General features: G+C 58.5%; 23 protein-coding genes. 14 read left to right on the forward strand and 9 right to left on the reverse strand.

Annotation, left to right across the window (positions count from 1 at the left end; genetic code table 11):
• Positions 1-40: 40 nt before the first annotated feature.
• From solA to mdtH, 6 genes are all read right to left on the reverse strand, one after another.
• Entirely contained in the window at positions 41-1159 is a 1119-nt protein-coding gene (solA, locus tag MKR05_RS00460; RefSeq protein ID WP_048297229.1) for an N-methyl-L-tryptophan oxidase, read from the reverse strand.
• Between the two features lie 126 nt (positions 1160-1285).
• Positions 1286-1540 (reverse strand): biofilm formation regulator BssS, encoded by a 255-nt coding sequence (gene bssS / locus MKR05_RS00465; protein WP_023289124.1) that lies wholly within the window; start codon positions 1538-1540, stop codon positions 1286-1288.
• A gap of 303 nt (positions 1541-1843) precedes the next feature.
• Positions 1844-2095 (reverse strand): DNA damage-inducible protein I, encoded by a 252-nt coding sequence (gene dinI, locus MKR05_RS00470; RefSeq protein ID WP_023289125.1) that lies wholly within the window; start codon positions 2093-2095, stop codon positions 1844-1846.
• 73 nt (positions 2096-2168) lie between these two features.
• Complete coding sequence (pyrC, locus tag MKR05_RS00475; protein WP_023289126.1) at positions 2169-3215, reverse strand: dihydroorotase; 1047 nt, start codon at positions 3213-3215, stop codon at positions 2169-2171.
• 125 nt (positions 3216-3340) lie between these two features.
• Positions 3341-3901, reverse strand: coding sequence for a lipoprotein (locus tag MKR05_RS00480; RefSeq protein WP_048297230.1), 561 nt, complete (start codon positions 3899-3901; stop codon positions 3341-3343).
• Positions 3902-4014: 113 nt separating this feature from the next.
• Complete coding sequence (gene mdtH, locus MKR05_RS00485) at positions 4015-5223, reverse strand: multidrug efflux MFS transporter MdtH (RefSeq protein WP_284118012.1); 1209 nt, start codon at positions 5221-5223, stop codon at positions 4015-4017.
• Positions 5224-5451: 228 nt separating this feature from the next.
• Here mdtH and rimJ point away from each other — a divergent pair, with 228 nt between their 5' ends.
• The 4 genes from rimJ to murJ all read left to right on the forward strand — a co-directional run bounded on the left by rimJ (position 5452) and on the right by murJ (position 9273).
• Positions 5452-6036, forward strand: coding sequence for a ribosomal protein S5-alanine N-acetyltransferase (gene rimJ, locus MKR05_RS00490; RefSeq protein WP_017900738.1), 585 nt, complete (start codon positions 5452-5454; stop codon positions 6034-6036).
• Between the two features lie 9 nt (positions 6037-6045).
• The gene (locus tag MKR05_RS00495) at positions 6046-6699 is read left to right on the forward strand and encodes a YceH family protein (RefSeq protein ID WP_023289129.1); all 654 of its coding nucleotides are present in this window, start codon (positions 6046-6048) and stop codon (positions 6697-6699) included.
• Positions 6700-6714: 15 nt separating this feature from the next.
• On the forward strand, positions 6715-7626 hold the full coding sequence (locus tag MKR05_RS00500; protein WP_167879014.1) for a Gfo/Idh/MocA family protein: 912 nt from the start codon (positions 6715-6717) through the stop codon (positions 7624-7626).
• A 111-nt stretch (positions 7627-7737) separates the two neighbouring features.
• Complete coding sequence (gene murJ / locus MKR05_RS00505; RefSeq protein WP_023289131.1) at positions 7738-9273, forward strand: murein biosynthesis integral membrane protein MurJ; 1536 nt, start codon at positions 7738-7740, stop codon at positions 9271-9273.
• A gap of 54 nt (positions 9274-9327) precedes the next feature.
• On the opposite strand, the gene MKR05_RS00510 is transcribed toward murJ, so the two are convergent.
• Positions 9328-10542, reverse strand: a complete 1215-nt coding sequence (locus MKR05_RS00510; protein ID WP_023289132.1) for an MFS transporter — start codon at positions 10540-10542, stop codon at positions 9328-9330.
• Positions 10543-10558: 16 nt separating this feature from the next.
• On the opposite strand from MKR05_RS00510, the gene MKR05_RS00515 reads away from it, so the two are divergent.
• Complete coding sequence (locus MKR05_RS00515) at positions 10559-11587, forward strand: LysR family transcriptional regulator (RefSeq protein ID WP_167879015.1); 1029 nt, start codon at positions 10559-10561, stop codon at positions 11585-11587.
• Positions 11588-11627: 40 nt separating this feature from the next.
• Here MKR05_RS00515 and rne read toward each other — a convergent pair whose 3' ends face one another.
• Entirely contained in the window at positions 11628-14870 is a 3243-nt protein-coding gene (gene rne, locus MKR05_RS00520; RefSeq protein WP_048297233.1) for a ribonuclease E, read from the reverse strand.
• Positions 14871-15569: 699 nt separating this feature from the next.
• On the opposite strand from rne, the gene rluC reads away from it, so the two are divergent.
• Complete coding sequence (gene rluC / locus MKR05_RS00525) at positions 15570-16523, forward strand: 23S rRNA pseudouridine(955/2504/2580) synthase RluC (RefSeq protein ID WP_012542245.1); 954 nt, start codon at positions 15570-15572, stop codon at positions 16521-16523.
• A gap of 37 nt (positions 16524-16560) precedes the next feature.
• On the opposite strand, the gene MKR05_RS00530 is transcribed toward rluC, so the two are convergent.
• Positions 16561-17145 (reverse strand): nucleoside triphosphate pyrophosphatase, encoded by a 585-nt coding sequence (locus tag MKR05_RS00530; RefSeq protein ID WP_023289135.1) that lies wholly within the window; start codon positions 17143-17145, stop codon positions 16561-16563.
• A gap of 141 nt (positions 17146-17286) precedes the next feature.
• Here MKR05_RS00530 and yceD point away from each other — a divergent pair, with 141 nt between their 5' ends.
• From yceD to fabF, 8 genes are all read left to right on the forward strand, one after another.
• Complete coding sequence (gene yceD, locus MKR05_RS00535) at positions 17287-17808, forward strand: 23S rRNA accumulation protein YceD (RefSeq protein ID WP_017900733.1); 522 nt, start codon at positions 17287-17289, stop codon at positions 17806-17808.
• Between the two features lie 16 nt (positions 17809-17824).
• Positions 17825-17998: a 50S ribosomal protein L32 gene (rpmF, locus tag MKR05_RS00540; protein ID WP_000290724.1), complete on the forward strand. Its 174-nt coding sequence runs from the start codon at positions 17825-17827 to the stop codon at positions 17996-17998.
• Positions 17999-18201: 203 nt separating this feature from the next.
• Positions 18202-19299, forward strand: a complete 1098-nt coding sequence (gene plsX, locus MKR05_RS00545) for a phosphate acyltransferase PlsX (RefSeq protein WP_201785712.1) — start codon at positions 18202-18204, stop codon at positions 19297-19299.
• Positions 19300-19352: 53 nt separating this feature from the next.
• A complete protein-coding gene (locus MKR05_RS00550) occupies positions 19353-20306 on the forward strand; it encodes a beta-ketoacyl-ACP synthase III (RefSeq protein ID WP_002899288.1) in 954 nt (317 codons plus the stop codon).
• A gap of 15 nt (positions 20307-20321) precedes the next feature.
• On the forward strand, positions 20322-21251 hold the full coding sequence (gene fabD, locus MKR05_RS00555; RefSeq protein ID WP_023289138.1) for an ACP S-malonyltransferase: 930 nt from the start codon (positions 20322-20324) through the stop codon (positions 21249-21251).
• 12 nt (positions 21252-21263) lie between these two features.
• On the forward strand, positions 21264-21998 hold the full coding sequence (gene fabG / locus MKR05_RS00560; protein ID WP_002899294.1) for a 3-oxoacyl-ACP reductase FabG: 735 nt from the start codon (positions 21264-21266) through the stop codon (positions 21996-21998).
• 210 nt (positions 21999-22208) lie between these two features.
• Complete coding sequence (gene acpP / locus MKR05_RS00565) at positions 22209-22445, forward strand: acyl carrier protein (RefSeq protein ID WP_000103754.1); 237 nt, start codon at positions 22209-22211, stop codon at positions 22443-22445.
• An 89-nt stretch (positions 22446-22534) separates the two neighbouring features.
• Positions 22535-23776: a beta-ketoacyl-ACP synthase II gene (gene fabF / locus MKR05_RS00570; RefSeq protein WP_002900666.1), complete on the forward strand. Its 1242-nt coding sequence runs from the start codon at positions 22535-22537 to the stop codon at positions 23774-23776.
• Positions 23777-23831 lie beyond the last annotated feature (55 nt).

The following is a 23831-nucleotide window of genomic DNA, read 5'->3' on the forward strand; positions in this document are numbered from 1 at the left end:
AGGCCGTTTTTTTGCCCGACGGCAAAAGTGCCGCATTCCATTACGCGTTAAAGCGCGCCAGCGAGAAGGGCGCCAGGTTGAAGCTCGAAGTTTCGCCCTGAGCAAACTGACTGGCAATTTCCCCCAGCACCGGGGCAAACTTAAAGCCGTGCCCGCTCAGACCGGTGATGAGCAGCGTGTCTGGTCTGCCGGGTAACGTATCGATAATAAAGTCTTCATCGACGGTATTATCGTAGGTACAGGAGGCGCCGTGCAGGCAGCCGCCGATCCCGGGCAGGACGTTACGCAAAAACGGAAACGATTCGGAGCCATCGCTGGCGACAGCGCCAAACGCCACTCGCTCCTGCGGCATGGAGATCGGCTGACCGCCGTTATGCTTGCCAATCTTCAGCTCGTTATCTTCCGCCGGGAAACCGTAGTATTGATCGCCGTTGGGCAACTCGCCGGTGAAGGCCGGGAAGTGATTCTTGCTGCTGTAACGGCCATCGGCCTGGTACCAGGCGAACACCTTGCGTACCGGCTGGATGGGGAGGTCCGGAAGCAGGCGGGTGACCCAGGTCCCGGCGCTGACCAGCAGCTTTTTACCATGATATTCACCGTCGATGGTATCGATGGTGACCCCATCTGCATGGTGATGAATAGCCGAGACCGGGCAGTTGAATAGCTGCGCGCAGCCCGCTTCCCGCGCCAGACGGATCCAGGTTTCCACGGCCAGTTCGCTGCGCAGTACGCCGGAAGCGGGTTCAAAAATCGCCCGATAGTCATCGGGGAGGCGTATCTCCGGCCAGCGCTGCATCACGGCCTGGGCATCCAGCTCTACCACCTCAAGCTGGAACGCACGGGCGCTGGCGGCAACGTTGGCGAGGAAAGGGGAGCTGGCGGGGCCGAGGTTTATGACGCCGGTGCGTTCAAACACGGCTTCGCCACTGATCTCGGCCAGTTCATCCCACAGCTGCTGGGCGCGCAGCACCAGCGGAACATATTTTTCACCTTCGCCATAGGCGTGACGGATAAGACGGCTGCTGCCGTGATGGCTGCCTTCCTGGTGAGGAGGCTGATGGGCATCGGTCATCAGAACATTGAGTCCGGCACGACGCGCATAATAGCCAGCGGCGGCGCCGACGGAGCCGCTGCCGATAATGATAAGATCGTATTGCATGGTGAGTTCCGGGTAATTGCCTTGTTAGCAGGGTAATTAACTCCCTGTGCTTATACAAGCCCGAAAATAATTCAGGCACCCGCAGGTGCCTGTTAAGCTTATTGTTAAGTCATTCCGCGTGCCGCGTTAATGTCTGCGGTACTCGTTTTCCTGGTATTCGCCAGATTCAATTTTCGCAATGCCTGCTTCCAGGATTGAAATAAACTGACGTGCGACGTCCGTCGTTAGCCATAGCGTCTGGCCTATCTCAGCATCATGACTGTTTTCTTGAGCGGGGTTCTGGTAGTGCAGGCGCAACATCAGCGCATCGTAGCTATCAACGGTGCTGATGTCCCATCCGACGAGGGGATGGGTCTGAATGACTTCATTATTTTTTTCCATCATAACCCCTTATTCATATGTTAAAAGACAACAATTCTCGAGGTTTAATGCATGTTTTTTGAAGCAAGTTAATTATATCAGGGATCAAGAATAAACTCGAGAAATTAAATGAAAGGCAGCATGATTTTCTTGTTTTGCCGCTTTTTTACTCAAGATAAGCGTGCAAAACGGCCATTTTAGTCGATATTAAGCAGAATAATCAGGAATATTCTGAACATGAGAAGAGGATAAAAAAGCCGGGGCGACCCGGCAAAGAAAAGCACAATGAGGGAGCAAACCAGAGTAACTGGATCCCGCCATGCTTCAGGAGAGGTCGTGGACAAACCAGTCGTCCGCGCTTTCCCAGGTTTCTTGCAGGATTTCGCTTATCCGGTCTTTGTCTTCTTTCAGGCCGCCGAACACCGAGAGCTGATTGCCCGTGGCGTAGCGGACGCTCACCTGGCTGTCGATGGCCGGGAACTGTTCGGCGATACGGCGAGAGAGTTCGTTATTCAGCGCTTCCAGCGCGCCGTTGGGTAAGGCGGTCGTTTTGGCGATAGAGACTTCAATGCGCATAATTGCCCCCTGTGTTTGATACTGGTTATTTATACAGTATCTGGTGAGCATTGACAACAGGGGGCCGCGTTTTTTATCGCTTCATGGTCCAGCGGACGGTTTCACCTGCCAGGAACGGCACCAGGGTGTCATTGGGCAACGCAATACTGTCGACGACGGTCGTCTCTTCACGCACCAGTTCAACATAGCTTTCATTGACCGGCAGACCGTAAAAGCGCGGGCCGTTCAGCGAGCAGAAGGCCTCAAAGTGCTGCAGAGCGTTCATTTCTTCAAACACGGTGGCGTAGCTGCCGAGGGCGGTCGGGGCGTTGAAGCAGCCGGCGCAGCCGCAGCTGGCTTCCTTACGATGGCGGGCGTGCGGCGCTGAGTCGGTGCCAAGGAAGACGCGGCTAAAGCCGCTGGCGACCAGTTCGCGCAGTGCCTGCTGATGAATATTGCGTTTGAGTACCGGCAGGCAGTATAAGTGAGGACGAATACCGCCGACCAGCATATGGTTACGGTTGAACATCAGATGCTGCGGGGTGATAGTGGCCGCCAGCAGTTCATTGCCGTCACGCACATACTCGGCGGCATCTTTGGTGGTGATATGCTCAAAGACCACCTTCAGGCCGGGCAGGCGCTGGCGCAGCGGCTCCATCACGGTTTCAATAAAGCGCGCTTCGCGGTCGAAAATATCAATCTCGGCGTGGGTGACTTCGCCATGTACCAGCAGCGGCATCCCCAGTTTTTCCATCCGCTCCAGCACCGGCATAATGGCGTCGGTGCTGGTGACGCCGTGGCTGGAGTTGGTGGTGGCATTGGCCGGGTAAAGCTTGGCGGCGGTGAACACGCCTTCGTTAAAGCCGCGCTCCAGCTCCGCCGGGTCGAGGGAGTCTGTCAGATAGCAGGTCATCAGCGGGGTAAAATCGTGCCCGGCCGGGACGGCGTCCATAATGCGCTGGCGATAGGCGATAGCCGCCGCGACGGTGGTGACAGGCGGCACCAGATTCGGCATCACGATCGCCCGGCCATAAAACTCACTGGTATAAGGCACGACGGTTTTCAGCATATCGTCATCACGCAGATGGATATGCCAGTCGTCTGGGCGGCGGATTTTCAATACCTGGGATTGTGCTGTCATGGAAGGCTCCGGCTAATAGGTTCAGTCATCAGGGCTGTTTTTTGCCGGGCACTAAGGATAAGCGTAAACGTTTTCCTTTGCACTCATTTCCGTAAAAAATTGAGGGCGCCGCGGCGCCCTGGAGATTAATTGGTAAAGGGGATGACAATCTCGCCCGGCTTCACCTCTATGCCTTTTGCGTATTTCTTCGCCAGCGCTTCACCGGTGCTGGCGTCCTCACGCAGGACATAGGCAGGCTGCTGGCTGAAGTAACTGCGCAGCGACTGATTCAGATAGGGGAGCAGGGCCTGAATGACCGACTGCAGTTTCTCGGGCGCCACTTTGGCATCCACCACCTCCATTTCCTGCAGGAAGATGGCGCCTTTCTCTCTGTCAAAGGCTGGCAGCGCTTTGAGCTTCAGATCGATCGTCGCTTTCTGCGTGCCGAACAGGGAGTTCAGGTCGACGTTAGCGATCCCGGTCAGCGTGACTTTGCCCGGCTCCTCGCGCCCGATGGCGCTGGTGAGGTTCTGCAGTTCGATATGGGCGTCGGCAACGCCTTTCAGACCAATATCTTTGGCAAAATGGTTTCGCTTCTGCAGGGCCTGGTTAATCTCCTGCTCGCTTACTGTGTATTGGGTCAGCTGATTACAGCCGCTCAGCAGGCCGCTGACAATCAGCGCGGCGGCGATCAAAATCTTTTTCATGGGGGTCCTCTGGCTCATATCTTCATTCATCCTGACACAAAGCATCATGACCTGTCAGCACCCTCGATACCAGCAGAATAGGCTGAAAGCAGGAGAAACCGCCGCCGCGCGCATCAGGTCCGCGGCTCCAGCATGCCGGAGGCAGAGCGTTTCGGACTAAACTGCCACCACAGCGCCAGGAAGGTGATAACCCCGATGGCCCCGAGCATCAGCCACGGCAGCTCGGGCTGACCCGCGGCCTTACCTGCATCGAACAGCCAGCCGCCGCCCGCATATCCCAGCGCGCCGCCAAAGGCGAGCCCCAGGCGGCTGAAGCCCATATAGCTGCCGCGCGCCCGGGCGTCCGCCAGCGAGGCGCCCAGCGTCTCCCGGGCGGGTTCGGCAATGATGGATCCGATGTAAAACAGGCAGATCAGGGTAAACAGCTGTTGCAAACTGCTGGTCATGCCGATGGGGAGCATGGCCAGAGTCATCACCAGCAGACCGGCCATCAGCCGGTGCTCAAGGCGAAAACGTTTTTCGCTCCAGCGGGCAATGGGATAGAGCAGGGTCAGCGAAATGGTGGCTTCGATGGCGTACATCCACTTCACGGCGGCCGGCGAGCCGGCGATGTCATTCACCATGATCGGCAGCATCAGCATCACCTGCACCGCCAGCATGTAATAGCCCGTCAGCGTCAGGACATAGGTGACGAAGCGCTTGTCCCGCAGCACCCGGCCCAGCCCCTCGCGGATCGGCGTTTTCACCGTCGAGAGCTTCCATGCCGGCAAATACCAGGCGTTAAATGCCGCGCAGGCGATAAACAGCGCGGCGCCGGCGCTGCACACCAGGCGGAAATCATACTGCAGCAGCCAGCTGCCCAGCAGCGCGCCAATCACCGCGCCGGCGCTATCCTGCATCATCAGGATGGAGAAAAAGCGGCCGCGCTGATGCGGGCGCACCAGCTTAAACACCAGCGCCGCCCGCGGCGGATCGAACAGCGTGCCGCCGAGCCCGGAAAGTATGCACGAGAACCACAGCACCCACGGCTCATGGGCGACGGCCATCGCCGCGAAGCCGCCGGCGCGCATCAGCATACCGGTGACGATCATCGGTTTGGCGCCGAAGCGGTCGGCGATAGCGCCGCCAAAGATACCTAATCCCTGCTGCACCAACTGGCGCAGGCCGAGCGCGATGCCGACCATCAGCGCCGCCCAGCCCATCTGATCGACAAAGCGGATGGAAATCAGCGGGAAGACGACAAAAAAGCCCAACACGACCAGCATGTTATCGACTAACAGGAAATATTTACCCAGGCTCCTTGCCTGCGAGACGCGGGACATTTCCCCTCCAGGGAAAAATAGAGATAAGCGTGGATATTCTGCGGGCAATCTGCTGCTTTTCCCAGCGCCCTTGCGACAATATTTTTTTATCAAAATGCAAGTTCGATTGAGGCTATTCATCGAAAAGAGGAGATGGCGCAGAAAATGGTATGTTGCTGTTTTCACACCGTCGCGCAGGACAGGTATAGTGAAGGCAGCAAGAATGAAGTCAGGGGGACTGAAAAGGAAATGTTTGGCTATCGCAGTAACGTGCCGAAGGTGCGTTTGACGACGGACCGGCTGGTGGTGCGCCTGGTTCACGATCGTGACGCCTGGCGTCTGGCCGATTATTACGCCGAGAATAAGGCGTTCTTAAAACCCTGGGAGCCGGTTCGTGACGACAGCCACTGCTATCCTTCCGGATGGCAGGCGCGTCTGTCGATGATCGCCGAGTTTCATAAACAGGGGTCTGCTTTTTATTTCGCGCTGCTCGATCCGGAGGAAAAGGAGATCGTCGGCGTGGCGAACTTTTCCAACGTGGTGCGTGGATCATTCCATGCCTGCTATCTCGGCTACTCTATTGGCGAGAAGTGGCAGGGGCAGGGGCTGATGTTTGAAGCGCTGACGTCGGCGATTCGCTATATGCAGCGTACGCAGCATATTCATCGCATTATGGCCAACTATATGCCGCATAATCAGCGCAGCGGCGCGCTGCTGGCGCGGTTGGGGTTTGAAAAAGAGGGTTACGCCAAAGATTACCTGCTGATCGACGGGCAGTGGCGTGACCATGTATTGACGGCGCTAACGACGCCGGACTGGTCAGCGGGACGTTAAGGAGAGAGGATGAAATATCAGTTAACCGCGCATGAAGCGCGCGTCATTGGCTGTCTGCTGGAAAAGCAGGTCACCACGCCCGAGCAGTATCCGCTGTCGGTGAACGCCGTCGTGACCGCCTGCAATCAGAAAACCAACCGCGAGCCGGTGATGTCGCTGAGCGAAGGCGAGGTCCAGACGCTGCTGGATACCCTGGTGAAACGCCACTATCTGCGCACGGTCAGCGGATTCGGCAATCGGGTAACCAAGTATGAGCAGCGCTTTTGCAACTCCGAATTTGGCGATCTGAAGCTCAGCGCCGGCGAGGTGGCGGTGGTGACGACGCTGCTGCTGCGCGGCGCCCAGACGCCGGGTGAATTACGCAGTCGGGCGCAGCGGATGCATGAGTTCAGCGACATGGCGGAAGTGGAAAGCGTGCTGGAAGGGCTGGCGACCCGCGAAGATGGTCCCTTTGTCGCCCGTCTGCCCCGGGAGCCGGGAAAACGGGAAAGCCGCTATATGCATCTGTTTTGCGACGAGATGGACACGCTGATCACGACGGTGGAAGCACTCGCGCCGCTGGAGGAGGATGACGATCTGCGAGCCAGGGTTGAAGCGCTGGAAGGCGAGGTGGCGGAGCTAAAAGCGCGCCTCGATTCGCTGTTACACCATCTGGGGGACTAAAACGTGGGGACAAGATTGCGCATCGGAGTGGTTGGCTTAGGCGGCATTGCGCAGAAAGCGTGGCTGCCGGTGCTGGGGGCGGCGGAAAGCTGGACGCTACAGGCGGCCTGGTCGCCGGGAAAAGAGAAGGCGCTGCGGGTCTGCGAAACCTGGCGGATCCCCTACGCTGAATCACTGGATGCTCTGGCGGCGCAGTGCGATGCGGTTTTTGTCCATACGTCGACGGCTTCACATTATGAAGTGGTGAATCATTTGCTGAATGCCGGGGTTCATGTTTGCGTGGACAAACCGCTGGCGGACAAGCTGAGTGAGGCGGAGATGCTGGTCGAGCTGGCGGCGCGGCGGCGTCTGACGCTGATGGTCGGTTTCAATCGACGCTTCGCACCGCTCTATCGGAAGCTGAAGGGACGGCTGGGCGAGGCGGCCTCGCTGCGGATGGATAAGCACCGCAGCGATAGCGTGGGCAACGATCTGCGCTTTACCCTGCTTGATGACTATCTGCACGTGGTGGATACCGCGCTATGGCTGGCCGACGGTCAGGCGCGTCTGCGCGGTGGCGCGCTACAGATCACTCCGCAGGGCGAGATGCTCTATGCCGAACACCAGTTCAGTTCGCCCCGGCTGCAGGTCACCACCAGCATGCACCGCCGCGCAGGCAGCCAGCGCGAGTGGGTGCAGGCGGTGACGGATGGCGGGCTATATGCCGTCAGCGAGATGCGCGAATGGCAGGAGGAGTGCGGTCACGGCGTGGTCCAGCGCCCGGTCGCCGGCTGGCAAACCACCCTGGAGCAGCGCGGCTTTGTCGGCTGCGCGCGCCATTTTATCGAATGCGTGCAAAATCAGACCGTTCCTGAAACTGCAGGCGAACAGGCGCTGCTGGCTCAGCGGGTGGTCGACAAACTCTGGCGCGACGCCATCAGCGAATAATCCGTTGTAACAACTGACAGTAGTAATTCATGTTGAACCCGGTAGACTATCGCCACTTTCCAGCGCCCGCATTTGCGGGCGTTTTACTCCAGGGTTTGGAATAACAGCGTAATGAACCTTTTAAAATCACTGGCGGCCGTCAGTTCGATGACCATGTTTTCGCGCGTGCTGGGCTTTGCCCGCGATGCGATTGTGGCGCGCATTTTTGGCGCCGGGATGGCGACCGACGCCTTTTTCGTCGCCTTCAAACTGCCTAATCTGCTGCGACGTATTTTTGCCGAAGGCGCCTTCTCGCAGGCGTTTGTGCCGATCCTTGCCGAATATAAAAGCAAGCAGGGCGAAGATGCCACCCGGGTGTTTGTCTCGTATGTCTCCGGATTGCTGACCCTGGCCCTGGCGATCGTCACCGTTATCGGGATGCTGGCGGCGCCGTGGGTGATCACCATCACCGCCCCCGGGTTTGCTGATACCGCCGATAAATTTGCGCTGACCACCCAATTGCTGCGCATTACCTTCCCCTATATTTTGCTGATCTCCCTGGCCTCGCTGGTGGGGGCGATCCTCAATACCTGGAACCGCTTCTCGGTGCCGGCCTTTGCGCCGACGTTCCTTAACGTCAGCATGATTGGCTTTGCGCTGTTTGCCGCGCCGTACTTCCATCCGCCGGTGCTGGCGCTGGCCTGGGCTGTCACGGTCGGCGGCGTGCTGCAGCTGGCCTACCAGCTGCCGCACCTGAAGAAGATTGGCATGCTGGTCCTGCCGCGCATCAATCTGAAAGATGCCGGCGCGATGCGGGTGGTGAAGCAGATGGGCCCGGCGATCCTCGGCGTGTCGGTAAGCCAGATCTCCCTTATCATCAATACCATCTTCGCTTCGTTTCTCGTGTCGGGATCGGTGTCGTGGATGTACTATGCTGACCGCCTGATGGAGTTTCCGTCCGGTGTTCTGGGGGTAGCGCTCGGCACTATCCTGCTGCCCTCGCTGTCAAAAAGCTTCGCCAGCGGTAATCATGACGAGTATTGCCGGCTGATGGACTGGGGGCTGCGTCTCTGCTTCCTGCTGGCGCTGCCGAGCGCGGTGGCGCTGGGGATCCTCGCTAAACCGCTGACCGTGGCCCTGTTCCAGTACGGCAAATTTAGCGCCTTTGATGCGGCGATGACCCAGCGCGCGCTGGTGGCTTATTCCGTGGGGCTCATGGGGCTTATCGTGGTGAAGGTGCTGGCGCCGGGGTTTTATTCCCGTCAGGACATCAAGACCCCGGTCAAGATTGCCATTGTCACCCTGATTATGACCCAGGTGATGAACCTGGCGTTTATCGGCCCGCTGAAGCATGCGGGTCTGTCGCTGTCCATCGGTCTGGCGGCCTGCCTGAACGCTGCGCTGCTTTACTGGCAGTTGCGTAAACAGAAAATTTTCACCCCCCAACCGGGCTGGCTGGCGTTCCTGCTGCGTCTGATTGCTGCGGTGCTGGTCATGGCCGCGGCGCTGCTGGGCGTCATGCATCTCATGCCGGAGTGGTCGCTGGGGACGATGCCGTTCCGTCTGATGCGTCTGCTGGTGGTGGTGATCGCCGGAGTGGTGGCTTATTTCGCCACGCTGCTGCTGCTGGGCTTCCGCGTGAAAGAGTTTGCCCGTCGTACAGCGTAAGCGCTTGAATGGGAATAGATGAACCCGCTTCGCCTCAGGCGAAGCGGGTTTTTTTTATGATGCGCGGCGTTCGGCTGCAACGATACGGGCATTCTCCAGCAAGCGGATCGCCAGGGCGATCGCCCCGCTGACCACCGCCAGGGTAACCACCCCGTTCCAGCCGGCCAGTACGTAAAGCTTGCTGCCCAGCACCGACCCCAGCGACATCCCAATGAAGACCACGGTAAACAGCAGAGCGTTCAGGCGGCCGCGGGCCTGTGGCTCAAGGCCATACACCAGGTTCTGATGCGCCACCAGGCTTGACTGCAGGCCAAGGTCGAAGCCAATCGCCGACAGGGCAATCAGCGCCAGCTGGCCGTGCAGTGGCAGCAGCGGCAGTATAAACATCAGGGCGAAGGAGACGGTGACCAGCGCCGCCCCCATTTGCGTCACTTTACCGGCGCCAAATTTATCGGCCAGTCCGCCGGCCAGCGGCGCGGCCAGCGCCCCGGCGGCCCCGGCGATACCAAAGCCGCCCGCTACCGCGCTGCCCATGTGATAGTGTTCGGAGAGCATCACCGCCAGCGTCGACCAGAAGGCGCTGAAGGCGACAGAGAGCGCCCCCTGAGCCAGCGCAGCGCGGCGTAGCGCCGGGTAACGCTGCCACAGATGCGCCATCGAGGCCATCAACTGCGGATAGCTCAGCGTCGAGTGAATGGCGAAGCGCGGCAGCACCCGCCACATCACCAGGCCAATCAGCGCCACGCTGACCGCCGCCGCCTGATACATCACCCGCCAGCCGAACACTGCGCCCACCACGCCGCTGACCGTCCGGGAAAGCAGGATCCCCAGCAGCAGCCCGGTCATCACCGTGCCCACCATTTTTCCCTGCTTGCCCGCCGGGGCGAGGATCGCCGCCGCCGGGACGATATCCTGCGCCATGGTCGCCGCCATACCGATCAGCAAACTGACCACCAGCAGTGAGCTGAGCTGGCCGGTGAGGCTGCACAGCAGCAGCAGGAGCGCCAGCAGCGCGCTTTTCACCAGGATCAGCCGGCGGCGATCGTGGCGGTCGCCGAGCGGAAGCAGGAACAGAATGCCGAGCGCATAACCCGCCTGCGTCAGGGTAGGGACGAGACCCATACCTTCTACCGTCAGGTGGAGATTGGCGCCCATCAACGGCAGCAGCGGCTGCGCGTAGTAGATAGAGGCGACGCTAAAGCCAGCGCCGAGCGCGAGAATGAAGATAATCCAGCCTGCGTCGCGGGCGGAAAGAGAAGTCGGTGTCATGATCAGTGCCTCGTGTATGCGATGGGGCTATTTTTCCCTGAACGCGGCTGGCGCGGTAGCCGGGCTGGTGGTAAAACGGTTATACGTAGCACGTATAGGCAAAAGAAGAATGAAAAGACAGGAGCGTATAGACCGCATTGAGCTGATGCGCACTTATATCCGCATTGTGGAGACCGGGTCGCTCTCCGCCGCGGCGGGACAGATGGATACCACTCAGGCGACCGTCAGCCGCCGCCTGCAGTCCCTTGAAGGGCTGCTGGGGGTCAAGCTGATCCTGCGTACCACCCATGCGATGAAGCTCACTGACGATGGCGAACGCTGCTACCGTCACGCTCGCCAGCTGGTGGATGCCTGGCTGGCGCTGGAAGATGACCTGCGTATTGCCGACGATCGGCCGGTAGGGGTGCTGCGGGTGAGGGCACCGCACGCTTTTGGCCAGCAGCAGCTGCTGGGGCCGCTGGTCGCCTTTCTCCAGCGTCATCCGCAGCTGTCGGTGGAGTGGATGCTGAATGATAATACTGTCGACTTTCTCAGCGATAATATCGACTGCGCCATCCGCGTGGGGGCGGAGGTGGATCCGGCCACGGTCTCCGTGCTGCTGGCGGAAGTGCCGCGCTGCGTGGTGGCCTCTCCTGAACTGCTGGCGAAGTACCCGCCGTTAACCTCGCTGGAGGCATTATCCGGCCTGCCGTGGATCGCCATTAACACCTTTTATCAGCATGAGGTACGGCTCCGACATCAGGTAAGCGGGCAGATCGTCTCCACGGGGATTACCCCCTGTCTGAGCACCGACAGCCTGTACGTCGCGCGCAATACCGCGCTGGCGGGTCTGGGGGTGGCGATGGTGTCCAGCTGGACGGTGGCGGAGGATCTTGCCGCCGGAAGGTTGACAGAGCTGTTCCCGCAGTGGCGTCCCGCCTCGCTGCCGGTCCATCTGGTCTATCCCTGGGCGCGCTATTATCCGACGCGGCTGCGTAAGTTCCTCGACCTGATGCGGGAGATCATGCCGGACCTCGCCGGCATGCAGCCTCCGCAAAGCGCATAAAAAAAACCGGCCAGGAGGCCGGTTTTTTTATTTAGCACGCTTACTCGACGGGCTGTGGGCGGGTCGGTTCAGCGGTGGCTTTATGGGTCGCGCTATGACCGCCGGCGGCGCCTTTACCTTCAAAGGCGAATGGCGGCCGCACCCAGGTGCTGTGGCGCGGTGCTTCCGGGACATAGTCCGGCGCTGGCGCACGGGTCATTGGCGCGGTGGCATGGCGATGACTCGCCACCACTACCGGCTTGCTCACCGGTGGCTCGGCTTTGACCGGCTCGACAGGCGCTGCTTCGACAACCGGTGCTTCAACCACAGTTTCCGGCGCCGGGGCGATGGTTTCCACTGGCGCTTCAACGACAGGCGCCGTTTCCACCACTTCAGGTTCTACCACCACCGGCTCGGCGTCGATCGTCACTGGCGCGATAGCCTGAGGCGCTTCGACAGCCGGCGCTTCGGTGACCAGCTCCTGCGGCGCAGGCTCGACGGCTGCTGGCGCGACAACTTCCGCAGCATCAACGACCACCGGCTCGGCGGCCGCGACCGGCTCGACGACCACAGGCTCAGCGGTAACCGGCTCCATGGTTGCCGGCTCGACTGTGACCGGCGCAGCGGTAACGGTTTCAACGACGGCAACCGGGGCCGCGACGGCCGCGACAGTTTCCACGACGTTGTCGTCCTGAACCTGAACCTCTTCCGGCTGCTGGTCCTGCGGACGAACTACCGGGTAGCGGATCCATACTTTACCGGAAGCCATCTCCGGCGATGCGCAGGCCACGGTCAGCGGCATTGGCGACTGGGTCGGATAGCGTTCGTCACGATAGCGACGACGACGCTGACCGCTGACGCGCAGGTGACGCGGGGAACGACGTGAACGACGCGGCATACCGTTCGCTTCACGGGATTCGCCATTTTCGTCCTGGTCCGCCACGCTCTCTACTACTGCTGGCAGCTCGGCTTTCACCGGCTCGCTGCGCGGAGCGATAACTTCCGCCACTACGGCTTCTGGCACGATCTCGGGAACCTGCTCAACGACAGCGGACTCGACGCGTACTTTCTGTGCCAGCTGGCGCGGTTTACGACGCGGCAGGGTCTGCACACGCTCTTCCTGCTCCGTCTCCTGCACTACCGGCTCTTCGCGTGTCTGCGCTTTGGCTTCCTGCTGCGCCTGACGTTTGTCGTCATTGCGGCGGCGGGTGCGTTCGCGGCGCGGCTGCTGCTCGTCACGAGATTTCGCTTTTTCCGCATCGTCACCTGAGGTCTGGCGAACATCACGGGCTTCCACGTTCTGAGACGGCTTCTCGCGACGGTTGCGACGGTTCTCTTCACGCGATTCGCGCGGTTCACGGCCTTCGTTATTCTCGGCACGCGCGTCGCGGTTATCACGGTTGTCGCGGTTGTCGCGATTATCACGATTGTCGCGATTGTCACGACGGTCGTTGCGATCGCGGCGGTTGTTGGCGCGCGGTTTACGGCGCTCCTGCTGACGCTCTGGTTTTTCTTCCGCTTTCTTCTCGACCTGAACTTCAGCCGGTTTGGCCTCTTCGGCGCCAGAGAAGATATTCTTCAGCGCGCTGAAGAAGCGCGAGAGCAGGCCAGGCTGCGCCGGTGCGGCGGCCGCGACCGGGGTCGCTGCGGCGACAGGCGCGGCGGCTGGCTCTTCGAGCATCGGGGCCGGCGGCGCGTCAGGCATGACAAAAGCGGCGAGGGCCGGTTGTTCCGGACGTTTCCGTTCTGCCGGCTCATCGTCGCCCGGCAGCGCCATCTCTTCTTCATGCAGCTTCGGCAGCAGGTAGCTCAGCGTTGAAGTCTCTTCACCTTTGCGCACGCGCAGGACGGAGTAGTGCGGCGTCTGCATTTCGTCGTTTGGCACGATGATCACGCGCACATCGCCCTGACGAGATTCGATAGCGCTCACCGCGGCACGTTTTTCGTTCAGCAGATAGGAGGCGATCGGTACCGGAACGATGGCATGAACTTCTTTGGTGTTCTCTTTCAGCGCTTCTTCTTCAATCAGACGCAGAATAGAGAGCGACAGCGATTCGTTATCACGCACGGTGCCGGTGCCGGAGCAGCGCGGGCAGACGTGGTGGCTGGATTCGCCCAGCGACGGACTCAGGCGCTGGCGGGACATCTCCAGCAGGCCGAAGCGCGAGATATGGCTGATCTGAATGCGCGCCCGGTCCTGACGGACGGCTTCGCGCAGACGGTTCTCCACGGCGCGCTGGTGGCGAACCGGAGTCATATCGATAAAGTCGATAACGATCAGGCCGCCGAGGTCGCGCAGACGCAGCTGGCGGGCAATCTCGTCAGCCGCTTCGAGGTTGGTGTTGAACGCCGTCTCTTCGATATCGCCGCCGCGGGTAGCGCGGGCGGAGTTGATATCGATAGCGGTCAGCGCTTCAGTGCTGTCGATGACGATAGAACCACCGGACGGCAGACGGACTTCACGCTGGAAGGCGGATTCAATCTGGGATTCGATCTGGTAATGGCTGAACAGCGGGATTTCACCGGTGTACAGTTTGATTTTGCTGCTGAAATCCGGACGACCCAGCGCGGCGATATGCTGGCGCGCCAGCTCAAGCACTTTCGGGTTATCGATCAGGATTTCGCCGATATCCTGGCGCAGGTAGTCACGGAAGGCGCGGACAATGACGTTGCTTTCCTGGTGGATCAGGAACGGCGCCGGACGGCTTTCCGCGGCTTTCTGAATCGCTTCCCAGTGTTTCAGACGGAAGCTCAGGTCCCACTGCAGGGCTTCGGCGGATTTGCCGACGCCAGCGGTGCGAACGATAAGGCCCATGCCGTCCGGAAGCTCCAGGCTCGCCAGCGCTTCTTTCAGTTCGGTACGGTCGTCGCCCTCGATACGGCGGGAAATTCCCCCCGCGCGCGGGTTGTTCGGCATCAGTACCAGATAGCTGCCCGCCAGGCTGATAAAGGTGGTGAGCGCAGCGCCTTTGTTGCCGCGTTCTTCTTTATCAATCTGCACGATAACTTCCTGACCTTCACGCAGTACGTCTTTGATATTAGGACGACCATGCGCATTGTAGTTGGCGGGGAAGTATTCGCGGGCGATTTCTTTGAGGGGGAGGAAACCATGACGCTCGGCGCCGTAATCAACAAACGCGGCTTCAAGGCTGGGTTCAATGCGGGTGATTTTGCCTTTGTAGATGTTCGCTTTTTTCTGTTCGTGCCCGGGGCTTTCGATATCCAGGTCGTACAGGCGCTGCCCATCAACAAGGGCGACGCGCAACTCTTCCTGCTGAGTTGCGTTGATTAACATTCTTTTCATCGTAACTTACTCATTATTCTTACATTGACGACTAAGCTGCGGGCAGAGTAATGCCTTTCCGGGGGAAAACCGATGGCCTCGTGTCTGGTTCACGTCGCCAACCTCACGGTTGTCGCGCGCTTAAGAGGCGCAGAGTGTCGGTCGCCTGTGTTTCAAACGGAAACACAGCGCAATTATTCAGGGGAACAGCCTGGGATGTATCACCAGAGAATATTCCATTTATACTCGTCGTCTTTCGCGTTGCAGGCATGATGGCTTAACCTGCTCACCTCGATCGGCTGATCCAGATGAGCTCCCGGGAGTCCCGGAGTTGACGCCTTCCTGCGACTTGAAATCCATAGAGCCTGTACCGGTAAGGACTGCAACCCGCAGCCCGCTAACTGTCTGAAAGATCACAACGTCTTACGCCATTGCTGCGTGGGCGATCGGTCAGACAAAATTGGTCATTCCGCTAATGTCTTGTTCTAACAAGATGCAATACGGAAAACGGTCTCATTATTCCATTGCTAACCTTGTTATAGCAAGTTGACTTTCACCTTTTATCACCCGGTTACTCACAGTTTTATCACCTGCCCATACAGATTGTTCTAATAACAAACAATATGGCGGTCAGGCAAACCGTGAAAACAGGATAATGATAAATATAAGCATATAAAAATGAGTGGCGCTAATGCGTCCGGCTATTTAGAATCGCGCACCATGAAAACTGAGACCCCAACCGTAAAAATGGTTGCCATTGCTGCTGATGAAGCGGGGCAACGTATCGACAACTTTTTGCGTACGCAATTGAAAGGCGTACCGAAGAGCATGATTTATCGCATCCTGCGTAAAGGCGAGGTGCGGGTGAATAAAAAACGCGTGAAGCCGGAGTATAAGCTGGAAGCGGGCGATGAAGTCCGTATCCCGCCGGTGCGCGTGGCGGAGCGTGAAGAAGAGGCGGTATCGCCGCATCTGCAGAAAGTCGCGGCGCTCTCTGAGGTGATCCTCTATGAAGACGATCATATTCTGGTCCTCAATAAGCCTTCCGGCACTGCGGTACATGGCGGCAGCGGCCTGAGCTTCGGGGTGATTGAAGGGTTGCGCGCCCTGCGCCCGGAGGCGCGCTTCCTTGAGCTGGTGCATCGACTCGACCGCGATACTTCAGGCGTGCTGCTGGTGGCGAAAAAGCGCTCGGCGCTGCGTTCGCTGCACGAGCAGCTGCGCGATAAAGGCATGCAGAAAGACTATCTGGCGCTGGTGCGCGGCCAGTGGCAGTCGCATACCAAAGTAGTGCAGGCCCCGCTGTTGAAGAACATTCTGCAGAGCGGGGAGCGAATTGTCCGCGTGAGTCAGGAAGGCAAGCCGTCAGAGACGCGCTTTAAAGTGGAAGAGCGTTATGAATTCGCCACGCTGGTGCGCTGCAGTCCGGTCACCGGGCGCACCCATCAGATTCGCGTTCATACCCAGTATGCCGGCCATCCTATCGCCTTTGACGACCGCTATGGCGACCGCGAATTTGATAAGCAACTCTCTGGTACCGGCTTAAACCGCCTGTTCCTCCACGCTGCTGCGCTGAAGTTTACCCACCCGGGGAGCGGGGAGGTGATGCGCGTTGAGGCGCCGCTGGATAACCAGCTGAAGCACTGTTTACAGGTGCTACGGAAGAGCAAATAAGCGCAACGGCGGAATCAGTTCCGCCGTTTTTTTTGCCTTAGCCTAACAGTGGGTTGTCGTTTTCGCGGCGCAGCATCTGACACAGCGCGATTAAGGGTAACCCGACCAGCGTATTCGGGTCGCGGCCTTCCAGCCGTTCGAACAGCGTAATGCCTAACCCCTCGCTCTTGAAACTCCCGGCGCACTGCAGCGGGTTCTCTTTGCGCACATAGCCTTCGATCTCTTTATCGCTGAGATGGCGGAAGTGGACGTCAAAGGGCTCGCATTCGGTTTGCAGATGACCGCTGGCGGAGTTATACAGCGCCAGGCCGGTATAAAAGGTGACGATTGACCCGCTGGCCTTTCTCAACTGCCTGCGAGCATTTTCCTCGGTGTGCGGTTTACCGGTGATCTCACCGTCCAGTACGCAAACCTGATCGGAGCCTATAATAAGGTGATTGGGGTAGCGCGAGGCCAGGCTCTGCGCTTTGGCCTGCGCCAGCCGGGTGACAAGCTGACGCGCGGATTCTTCAGGACGGGGCGTTTCGTCGACGTCAGGCGCCGCGCATTCAAACGGTAATCCCAGTTTTTCCAGCAGCATGCGCCGCCAGGGAGAGGTTGACGCCAGGATAAGTTCAGACATATTTTTTCATCCACATATAGCGCTTCGCAGAGCATCATCTTAAACTATGCGCCGCAATGTGTGCGAATAAATGGCAAAAGGCAACCTGAGGCTGCCTTTTTCTTTGACTCTATGACATTACAAAGTTAATATGCGCGCCCTATGCAAAAGGTAAAATTACCCCTGACTCTTGATCCGGTACGCACGGCTCAAAAACGCCTTGATTACGAAGGCATCTATGCCCGCGATCAGGTTGAACGTGTAGCCGATTCTGTAGTCAGCGTGGACAGCGATGTGGAATGCAGCATGTCGTTCGCTATCGATAACCAGCGTCTCGCCGTCATTACAGGCGATGCGAAGGTAACGGTAACCCTCGAATGCCAGCGTTGCGGGAAACCGTTCTCCCATCACGTCCACACCACGTATTGTTTTAGCCCCGTCAGAAATGACGAACAGGCCGAAGCACTACCGGAAGCGTATGAGCCGATTGAGGTTAACGAATTCGGTGAAATCGACCTGCAGGCAATGGTCGAGGATGAAATTATCCTCTCCCTGCCCGTAGTTCCGGTGCATGATTCTGAACACTGTGAAGTGTCCGACGCGGACATGGTCTTTGGCGAACTGCCTGAAGAGGCACAAAAACCAAACCCATTTGCCGTATTAGCCAGCTTAAAGCGTAAGTAATTGAGGAGTAAGGTCCATGGCCGTACAACAGAATAAACCAACCCGTTCCAAACGTGGCATGCGTCGTTCCCATGACGCGCTGACCGCAGTCACCAGCCTGTCTGTAGACAAAACTTCTGGTGAGAAACACCTGCGTCACCACATCACTGCCGACGGTTTCTACCGCGGTCGCAAGGTTATCGCTAAGTAATCACGCGATACTCGCAGGATTTCCCGTTGCAGGCCATGGCGGGCGTGTGCGTACCTGGACACTCGGTTAACCCGGTAACCAGAAGCGTCAATGCCCGGATTGTTGCGTCTGCAGCGTGAAAATTCGCGGGTGCCAGCGTGATGAAGCTTAGTGAGGACTCCCCGGGCAACTGGGGAATCACCGAACCGGGCAGCGACGATACCTTGACACGTCTAACCCTGGCGTTAGATGTCATGGGGGGCGATTTCGGCCCATCCGTGACAGTGCCTGCAGCACTGCAGGCACTGAACTCTAATTCGCAACTCACACTTCTTTTAGTCGGCGATCCCGACGCCATCACGCCATTACTCGCCAAAGCTGACTTCGAACAACGTTCGCGTCTGCAGATTATTCCTGCGCAGTCAGTTATTGCCAGTGATGCGCGACCCGCACAGGCTATCCGCAGCAGTCGCGGAAGCTCAATGCGCGTGGCGCTGGAGCTTGTGAAAGAAGGGCGGGCGGAAGCCTGCGTTAGCGCCGGCAACACCGGCGCGCTGATGGGCCTGGCGAAACTGCTGCTCAAACCGATTGAAGGTATTGAGCGGCCGGCGCTGGTGACGGTTCTGCCACACCAGCAGAAGGGCAAAACCGTGGTGCTGGATCTCGGCGCCAACGTCGACTGCGACAGCACGATGCTGGTGCAGTTCGCGGTGATGGGCGCGGTGCTGGCGGAAGAGGTGGTCGGCATTGCCAATCCACGCGTCGCCTTGCTGAACATCGGCGAAGAAGAGATGAAAGGCCTCAGCAGCATCCGCGATGCTGCCGCAGTGCTCAAAACGCTGCCTTCCCTCAACTACATCGGCTATCTTGAAGCCAATGAACTGTTGACCGGAAAAACCGATGTGCTGGTTTGTGACGGATTCACGGGCAACGTCACATTAAAAACCATGGAAGGTGTTGTCAGAATGTTCCTTTCACTGCTGAAATCTCAGGGAGAGGGCAAAAAACGGTCGTGGTGGTTGCTGTTACTAAAACGTTGGTTACAAAAAAGCCTGGCGAGGCGATTCAGTCACCTCAACCCCGACCAGTATAATGGCGCCTGTCTGTTAGGATTGCGCGGTTCCGTGATCAAGAGTCATGGTGCTGCCAATCAGCGCGCCTTTAGCGTCGCGATAGAGCAGGCAGTGCAGGCGGTGCAGCGGCAAATTCCTCAACGGATCGCCGCGCGCCTGGAATCTTTATACCCAGCTGGTTTCGAGCTGCCGGAAAGCGACAGTGACGTGAACGCCCGACAGCAAAGCGGGACGAATGGACACCACTGACGCCGCGGCGGTTGAACGAGGCGGGTATATTACCCAAGAGTGACTGAGCGTACATGTATACGAAGATTATTGGTACCGGCAGCTATCTGCCCGAGCAAGTGCGTACAAACGCCGACCTGGAAAAAATGGTAGAGACCTCTGACGAGTGGATTGTCACCCGCACAGGTATCCGTGAGCGTCGTATTGCCGCAGCGCATGAAACAGTTGCTACGATGGGCTTTGAAGCCGCAAAGCAGGCGCTGGCGATGGCGGGCGTGTCCGCGGAGCAAATTGGTCTGATCATCGTTGCGACCACCTCCGGCACGCACGCGTTTCCGAGTTCGGCTTGCCAGATTCAGTCTATGCTGGGCGTCAAAGGCTGCCCGGCGTTTGACGTCGCGGCCGCCTGCGCCGGTTTCACCTATGCGCTGAGCGTCGCCGATCAGTATGTGAAAAACGGCGCGGTGGATTATGCGCTGGTCGTTGGCGCTGATGTGCTGGCGCGCACCTGCGATCCGGCCGATCGCGGGACGATTATTATTTTCGGCGATGGCGCCGGCGCGGTGGTGCTGGGCGCCTCCGAAGAGCCTGGCATTATCTCGACGCATCTGCATGCTGACGGTAGCTATGGCGAACTGCTGACCCTGCCGAACGCCGATCGCGTCGATCCGGAAAATCCGATCTATCTGACGATGGCCGGTAATGAAGTCTTCAAAGTGGCGGTCACCGAGTTAGCGCATATCGTTGATGAGACGCTGGCCGCGAATAATCTTGAACGTTCAGCGCTGGACTGGCTGGTGCCGCATCAGGCAAACCTGCGGATCATCAGCGCGACGGCGAAGAAACTGGGCATGTCGATGGATAACGTCGTAGTGACCCTCGACCGCCATGGCAACACCTCCGCGGCGTCAGTCCCTTGCGCGCTGGATGAGGCCGTCCGCGATGGCCGCATTCAACGTGGGCAGCTGATTTTGCTGGAAGCCTTTGGTGGCGGTTTCACCTGGGGTTCCGCGCTGGTTCGTTTTTAGTATAAGGATTTAAACATGACGCAATTTGCTTTTGTGTTCCCGGGACAGGGCTCTCAGGCCGTAGGCATGCTGGCCGATATGGCGGCGACCTGGCCGGTCATTGAAGAGACCTTCGGTGAAGCTTCCGCAGCGTTGGGTTACGATCTGTGGGCGCTGACGCAACAGGGCCCGGCAGAAGAACTGAATAAGACCTGGCAGACCCAGCCGGCGCTGCTGACCGCCTCCGTGGCGCTGTACCGCGTCTGGCAGCAGCAGGGCGGCAAAGCGCCGGCGCTGTTGGCAGGCCACAGCCTTGGCGAATACTCCGCGCTGGTTTGCGCGGGCGTTATCGCTTTCGCTGACGCCGTTCGCCTGGTTGAACTGCGCGGCAAATTTATGCAGGAAGCCGTACCGGAAGGTACCGGCGCCATGTCAGCGATTATCGGTCTGGACGACGCGGCTATCGCCAAAGCCTGTGAAGAGTCGGCCGAAGGGCAGGTCGTCTCTCCGGTGAACTACAATTCCCCGGGACAGGTGGTTATCGCCGGTCACAAAGAGGCCGTCGAACGCGCAGGCGTCGCCTGTAAAGCCGCGGGCGCTAAACGCGCGCTGCCGCTGCCGGTGAGCGTGCCCTCCCACTGTGCGCTGATGAAGCCCGCTGCGGAAAAACTGGCGCTTGAGCTGCAGAACATCACCTTCAACGCGCCGACGATTCCGGTGGTAAATAACGTCGACGTGAAGTGCGAAACCGCGCCGGACGCCATTCGCGACGCGCTGGTACGCCAGCTGTATAGCCCGGTTCAGTGGACCAAAACCGTTGAGTTTATGGCTGCTCAGGGCGTCACGCATCTGTATGAGGTTGGCCCGGGTAAAGTCCTCACCGGCCTGACCAAACGTATTGTTGACACCCTGACCGCTTCCGCGCTTAACGAGCCGGCGGCGATGTCTGCGGCGCTTGAGCAATAAAAGAGGAAAACCATGAGTTTTGAAGGAAAAATCGCGCTGGTTACCGGTGCAAGCCGCGGTATTGGCCGCGCCATCGCTGAAACGCTCGTCGCCCGCGGCGCGAAAGTTATCGGTACTGCGACCAGCGAAAGCGGCGCGCAGGCGATCAGCGACTATTTAGGCGCCAACGGTAAAGGTCTGATGTTGAATGTGACCGACCCGGCATCTATTGAATCTGTTCTGGAAAATGTGCGCGCAGAGTTTGGCGAAGTGGATATCCTGGTTAATAATGCCGGGATCACTCGCGACAACCTGTTAATGCGCATGAAAGATGACGAGTGGAACGATATTATCGAAACCAACCTGTCATCGGTTTTCCGTCTGTCAAAAGCGGTAATGCGCGCTATGATGAAAAAGCGTCATGGACGTATTATCACTATCGGTTCTGTGGTTGGTACCATGGGAAATGCGGGTCAGGCCAACTACGCTGCGGCGAAAGCGGGTCTGATCGGCTTCAGTAAATCACTGGCGCGTGAAGTTGCGTCACGCGGTATTACTGTAAACGTTGTTGCTCCGGGCTTTATTGAAACGGACATGACGCGTGCGCTGACCGATGAGCAGCGTGCGGGTACGCTGGCGGCAGTTCCTGCGGGGCGCCTTGGCACCCCAAATGAAATCGCCAGCGCGGTGGCATTTTTAGCCTCTGACGAAGCAAGTTACATCACTGGTGAAACCCTGCACGTCAACGGCGGAATGTACATGGTCTGACCGAGATTTGTGCAAAACGTTCAGGAACCGCGCACTTCGCACGGTTCTGTGTGCGGTTTTGTGCGAAAAGATTTGCGTTCTTAGGGCAAACGGCCTCAAAATAGCGCAAAATCGTGGTAAGACCTGCCGGGATTTAGTTGCAAATTTTTCAACATTTTATACACTACGAAAACCATCGCGAAAGCGAGTTTTGATAGGAAATTTAAGAGTATGAGCACTATCGAAGAACGCGTTAAGAAAATTATCGGCGAGCAGCTGGGCGTTAAGCAGGAAGAAGTTACCAACAATGCTTCCTTCGTTGAAGACCTGGGCGCTGATTCTCTTGACACCGTTGAGCTGGTAATGGCTCTGGAAGAAGAGTTTGATACTGAGATTCCGGACGAAGAAGCTGAGAAAATCACCACCGTTCAGGCTGCCATTGATTACATCAACGGCCACCAGGCGTAAGTGAACATCTCCAGGCGGTCATTCGACCGCCTGAGTTTTATCTTTTTTTTGTCCCACAAGAATCTATTTTCCCTCCCTGGAGGACAAACGTGTCTAAGCGTCGTGTAGTTGTGACCGGACTGGGCATGTTGTCTCCTGTCGGCAATACCGTAGAGTCTACCTGGAAAGCTCTCCTTGCCGGTCAGAGTGGCATCAGCCTGATCGACCATTTCGATACTAGCGCCTATGCAACGAAATTTGCTGGCTTAGTAAAGGATTTTAACTGTGATGACATCATCTCGCGCAAAGAGCAGCGCAAGATGGATGCCTTCATTCAATATGGAATTGTCGCTGGCGTTCAGGCCATGCAGGATTCTGGCCTTGAAGTGACGGAAGAGAATGCTACCCGTATTGGCGCCGCGATCGGCTCCGGTATTGGCGGCCTCGGCTTGATCGAAGAAAACCACAGTTCGCTGGTCAACGGCGGACCGCGTAAGATCAGCCCATTCTTCGTTCCCTCCACAATTGTTAACATGGTGGCCGGGCATCTGACCATCATGTTTGGTCTGCGTGGACCAAGTATCTCCATCGCGACCGCCTGTACTTCAGGCGTGCACAACATCGGTCAGGCTGCGCGCATCATCGCCTATGGCGATGCCGATGCGATGGTGGCAGGCGGTGCGGAAAAAGCCAGTACCCCGCTTGGCGTGGGCGGCTTTGGCGCAGCGCGGGCGCTCTCCACGCGCAATGACAACCCGCAGGCGGCAAGCCGTCCGTGGGATAAAGATCGCGACGGCTTCGTGCTGGGCGACGGCGCGGGCATGGTGGTGCTGGAAGAGTACGAGCATGCGAAAAAACGCGGCGCGAAAATCTACGCCGAGATCGTCGGCTTCGGCATGAGCAGCGATGCTTACCACATGACGTCACCGCCGGAAGATGGCGCGGGCGCCGCGCTGGCGATGGTGAATGCCATTCGCGATGCGGGCATCGAACCGGGCCAGATCGGCTACGTCAATGCCCACGGCACCTCGACGCCGGCTGGCGATAAAGCGGAAGCGCAGGCGGTTAAGTCTGTCTTCGGCGATGCGGCGAGCCGCGTACTGGTGAGCTCCACCAAATCCATGACCGGGCATCTGCTGGGCGCGGCAGGGGCGGTAGAGTCGATTTACTCTATCCTGGCGCTGCGCGATCAGGCGGTTCCGCCGACGATCAACCTCGACAACCCGGATGAGGGCTGCGACCTCGACTTCGTTCCGCACGAAGCGCGTCAGGTTTCCGGTATGGAGTACACCCTGTGCAACTCCTTCGGCTTCGGCGGCACTAACGGTTCGCTGATCTTCAAAAAAGTGTGACAGGGCTTGCCCCGGTACTGCTTTAACAAAAGGCCCGTTCGTCGGGCCTTTTTTA

Origin of the sequence: Klebsiella sp. K5-204 (genome assembly GCF_030128585.1) — a bacterium.
In the GTDB taxonomy this organism is placed as follows: domain Bacteria; phylum Pseudomonadota; class Gammaproteobacteria; order Enterobacterales; family Enterobacteriaceae; genus Klebsiella; species Klebsiella quasipneumoniae.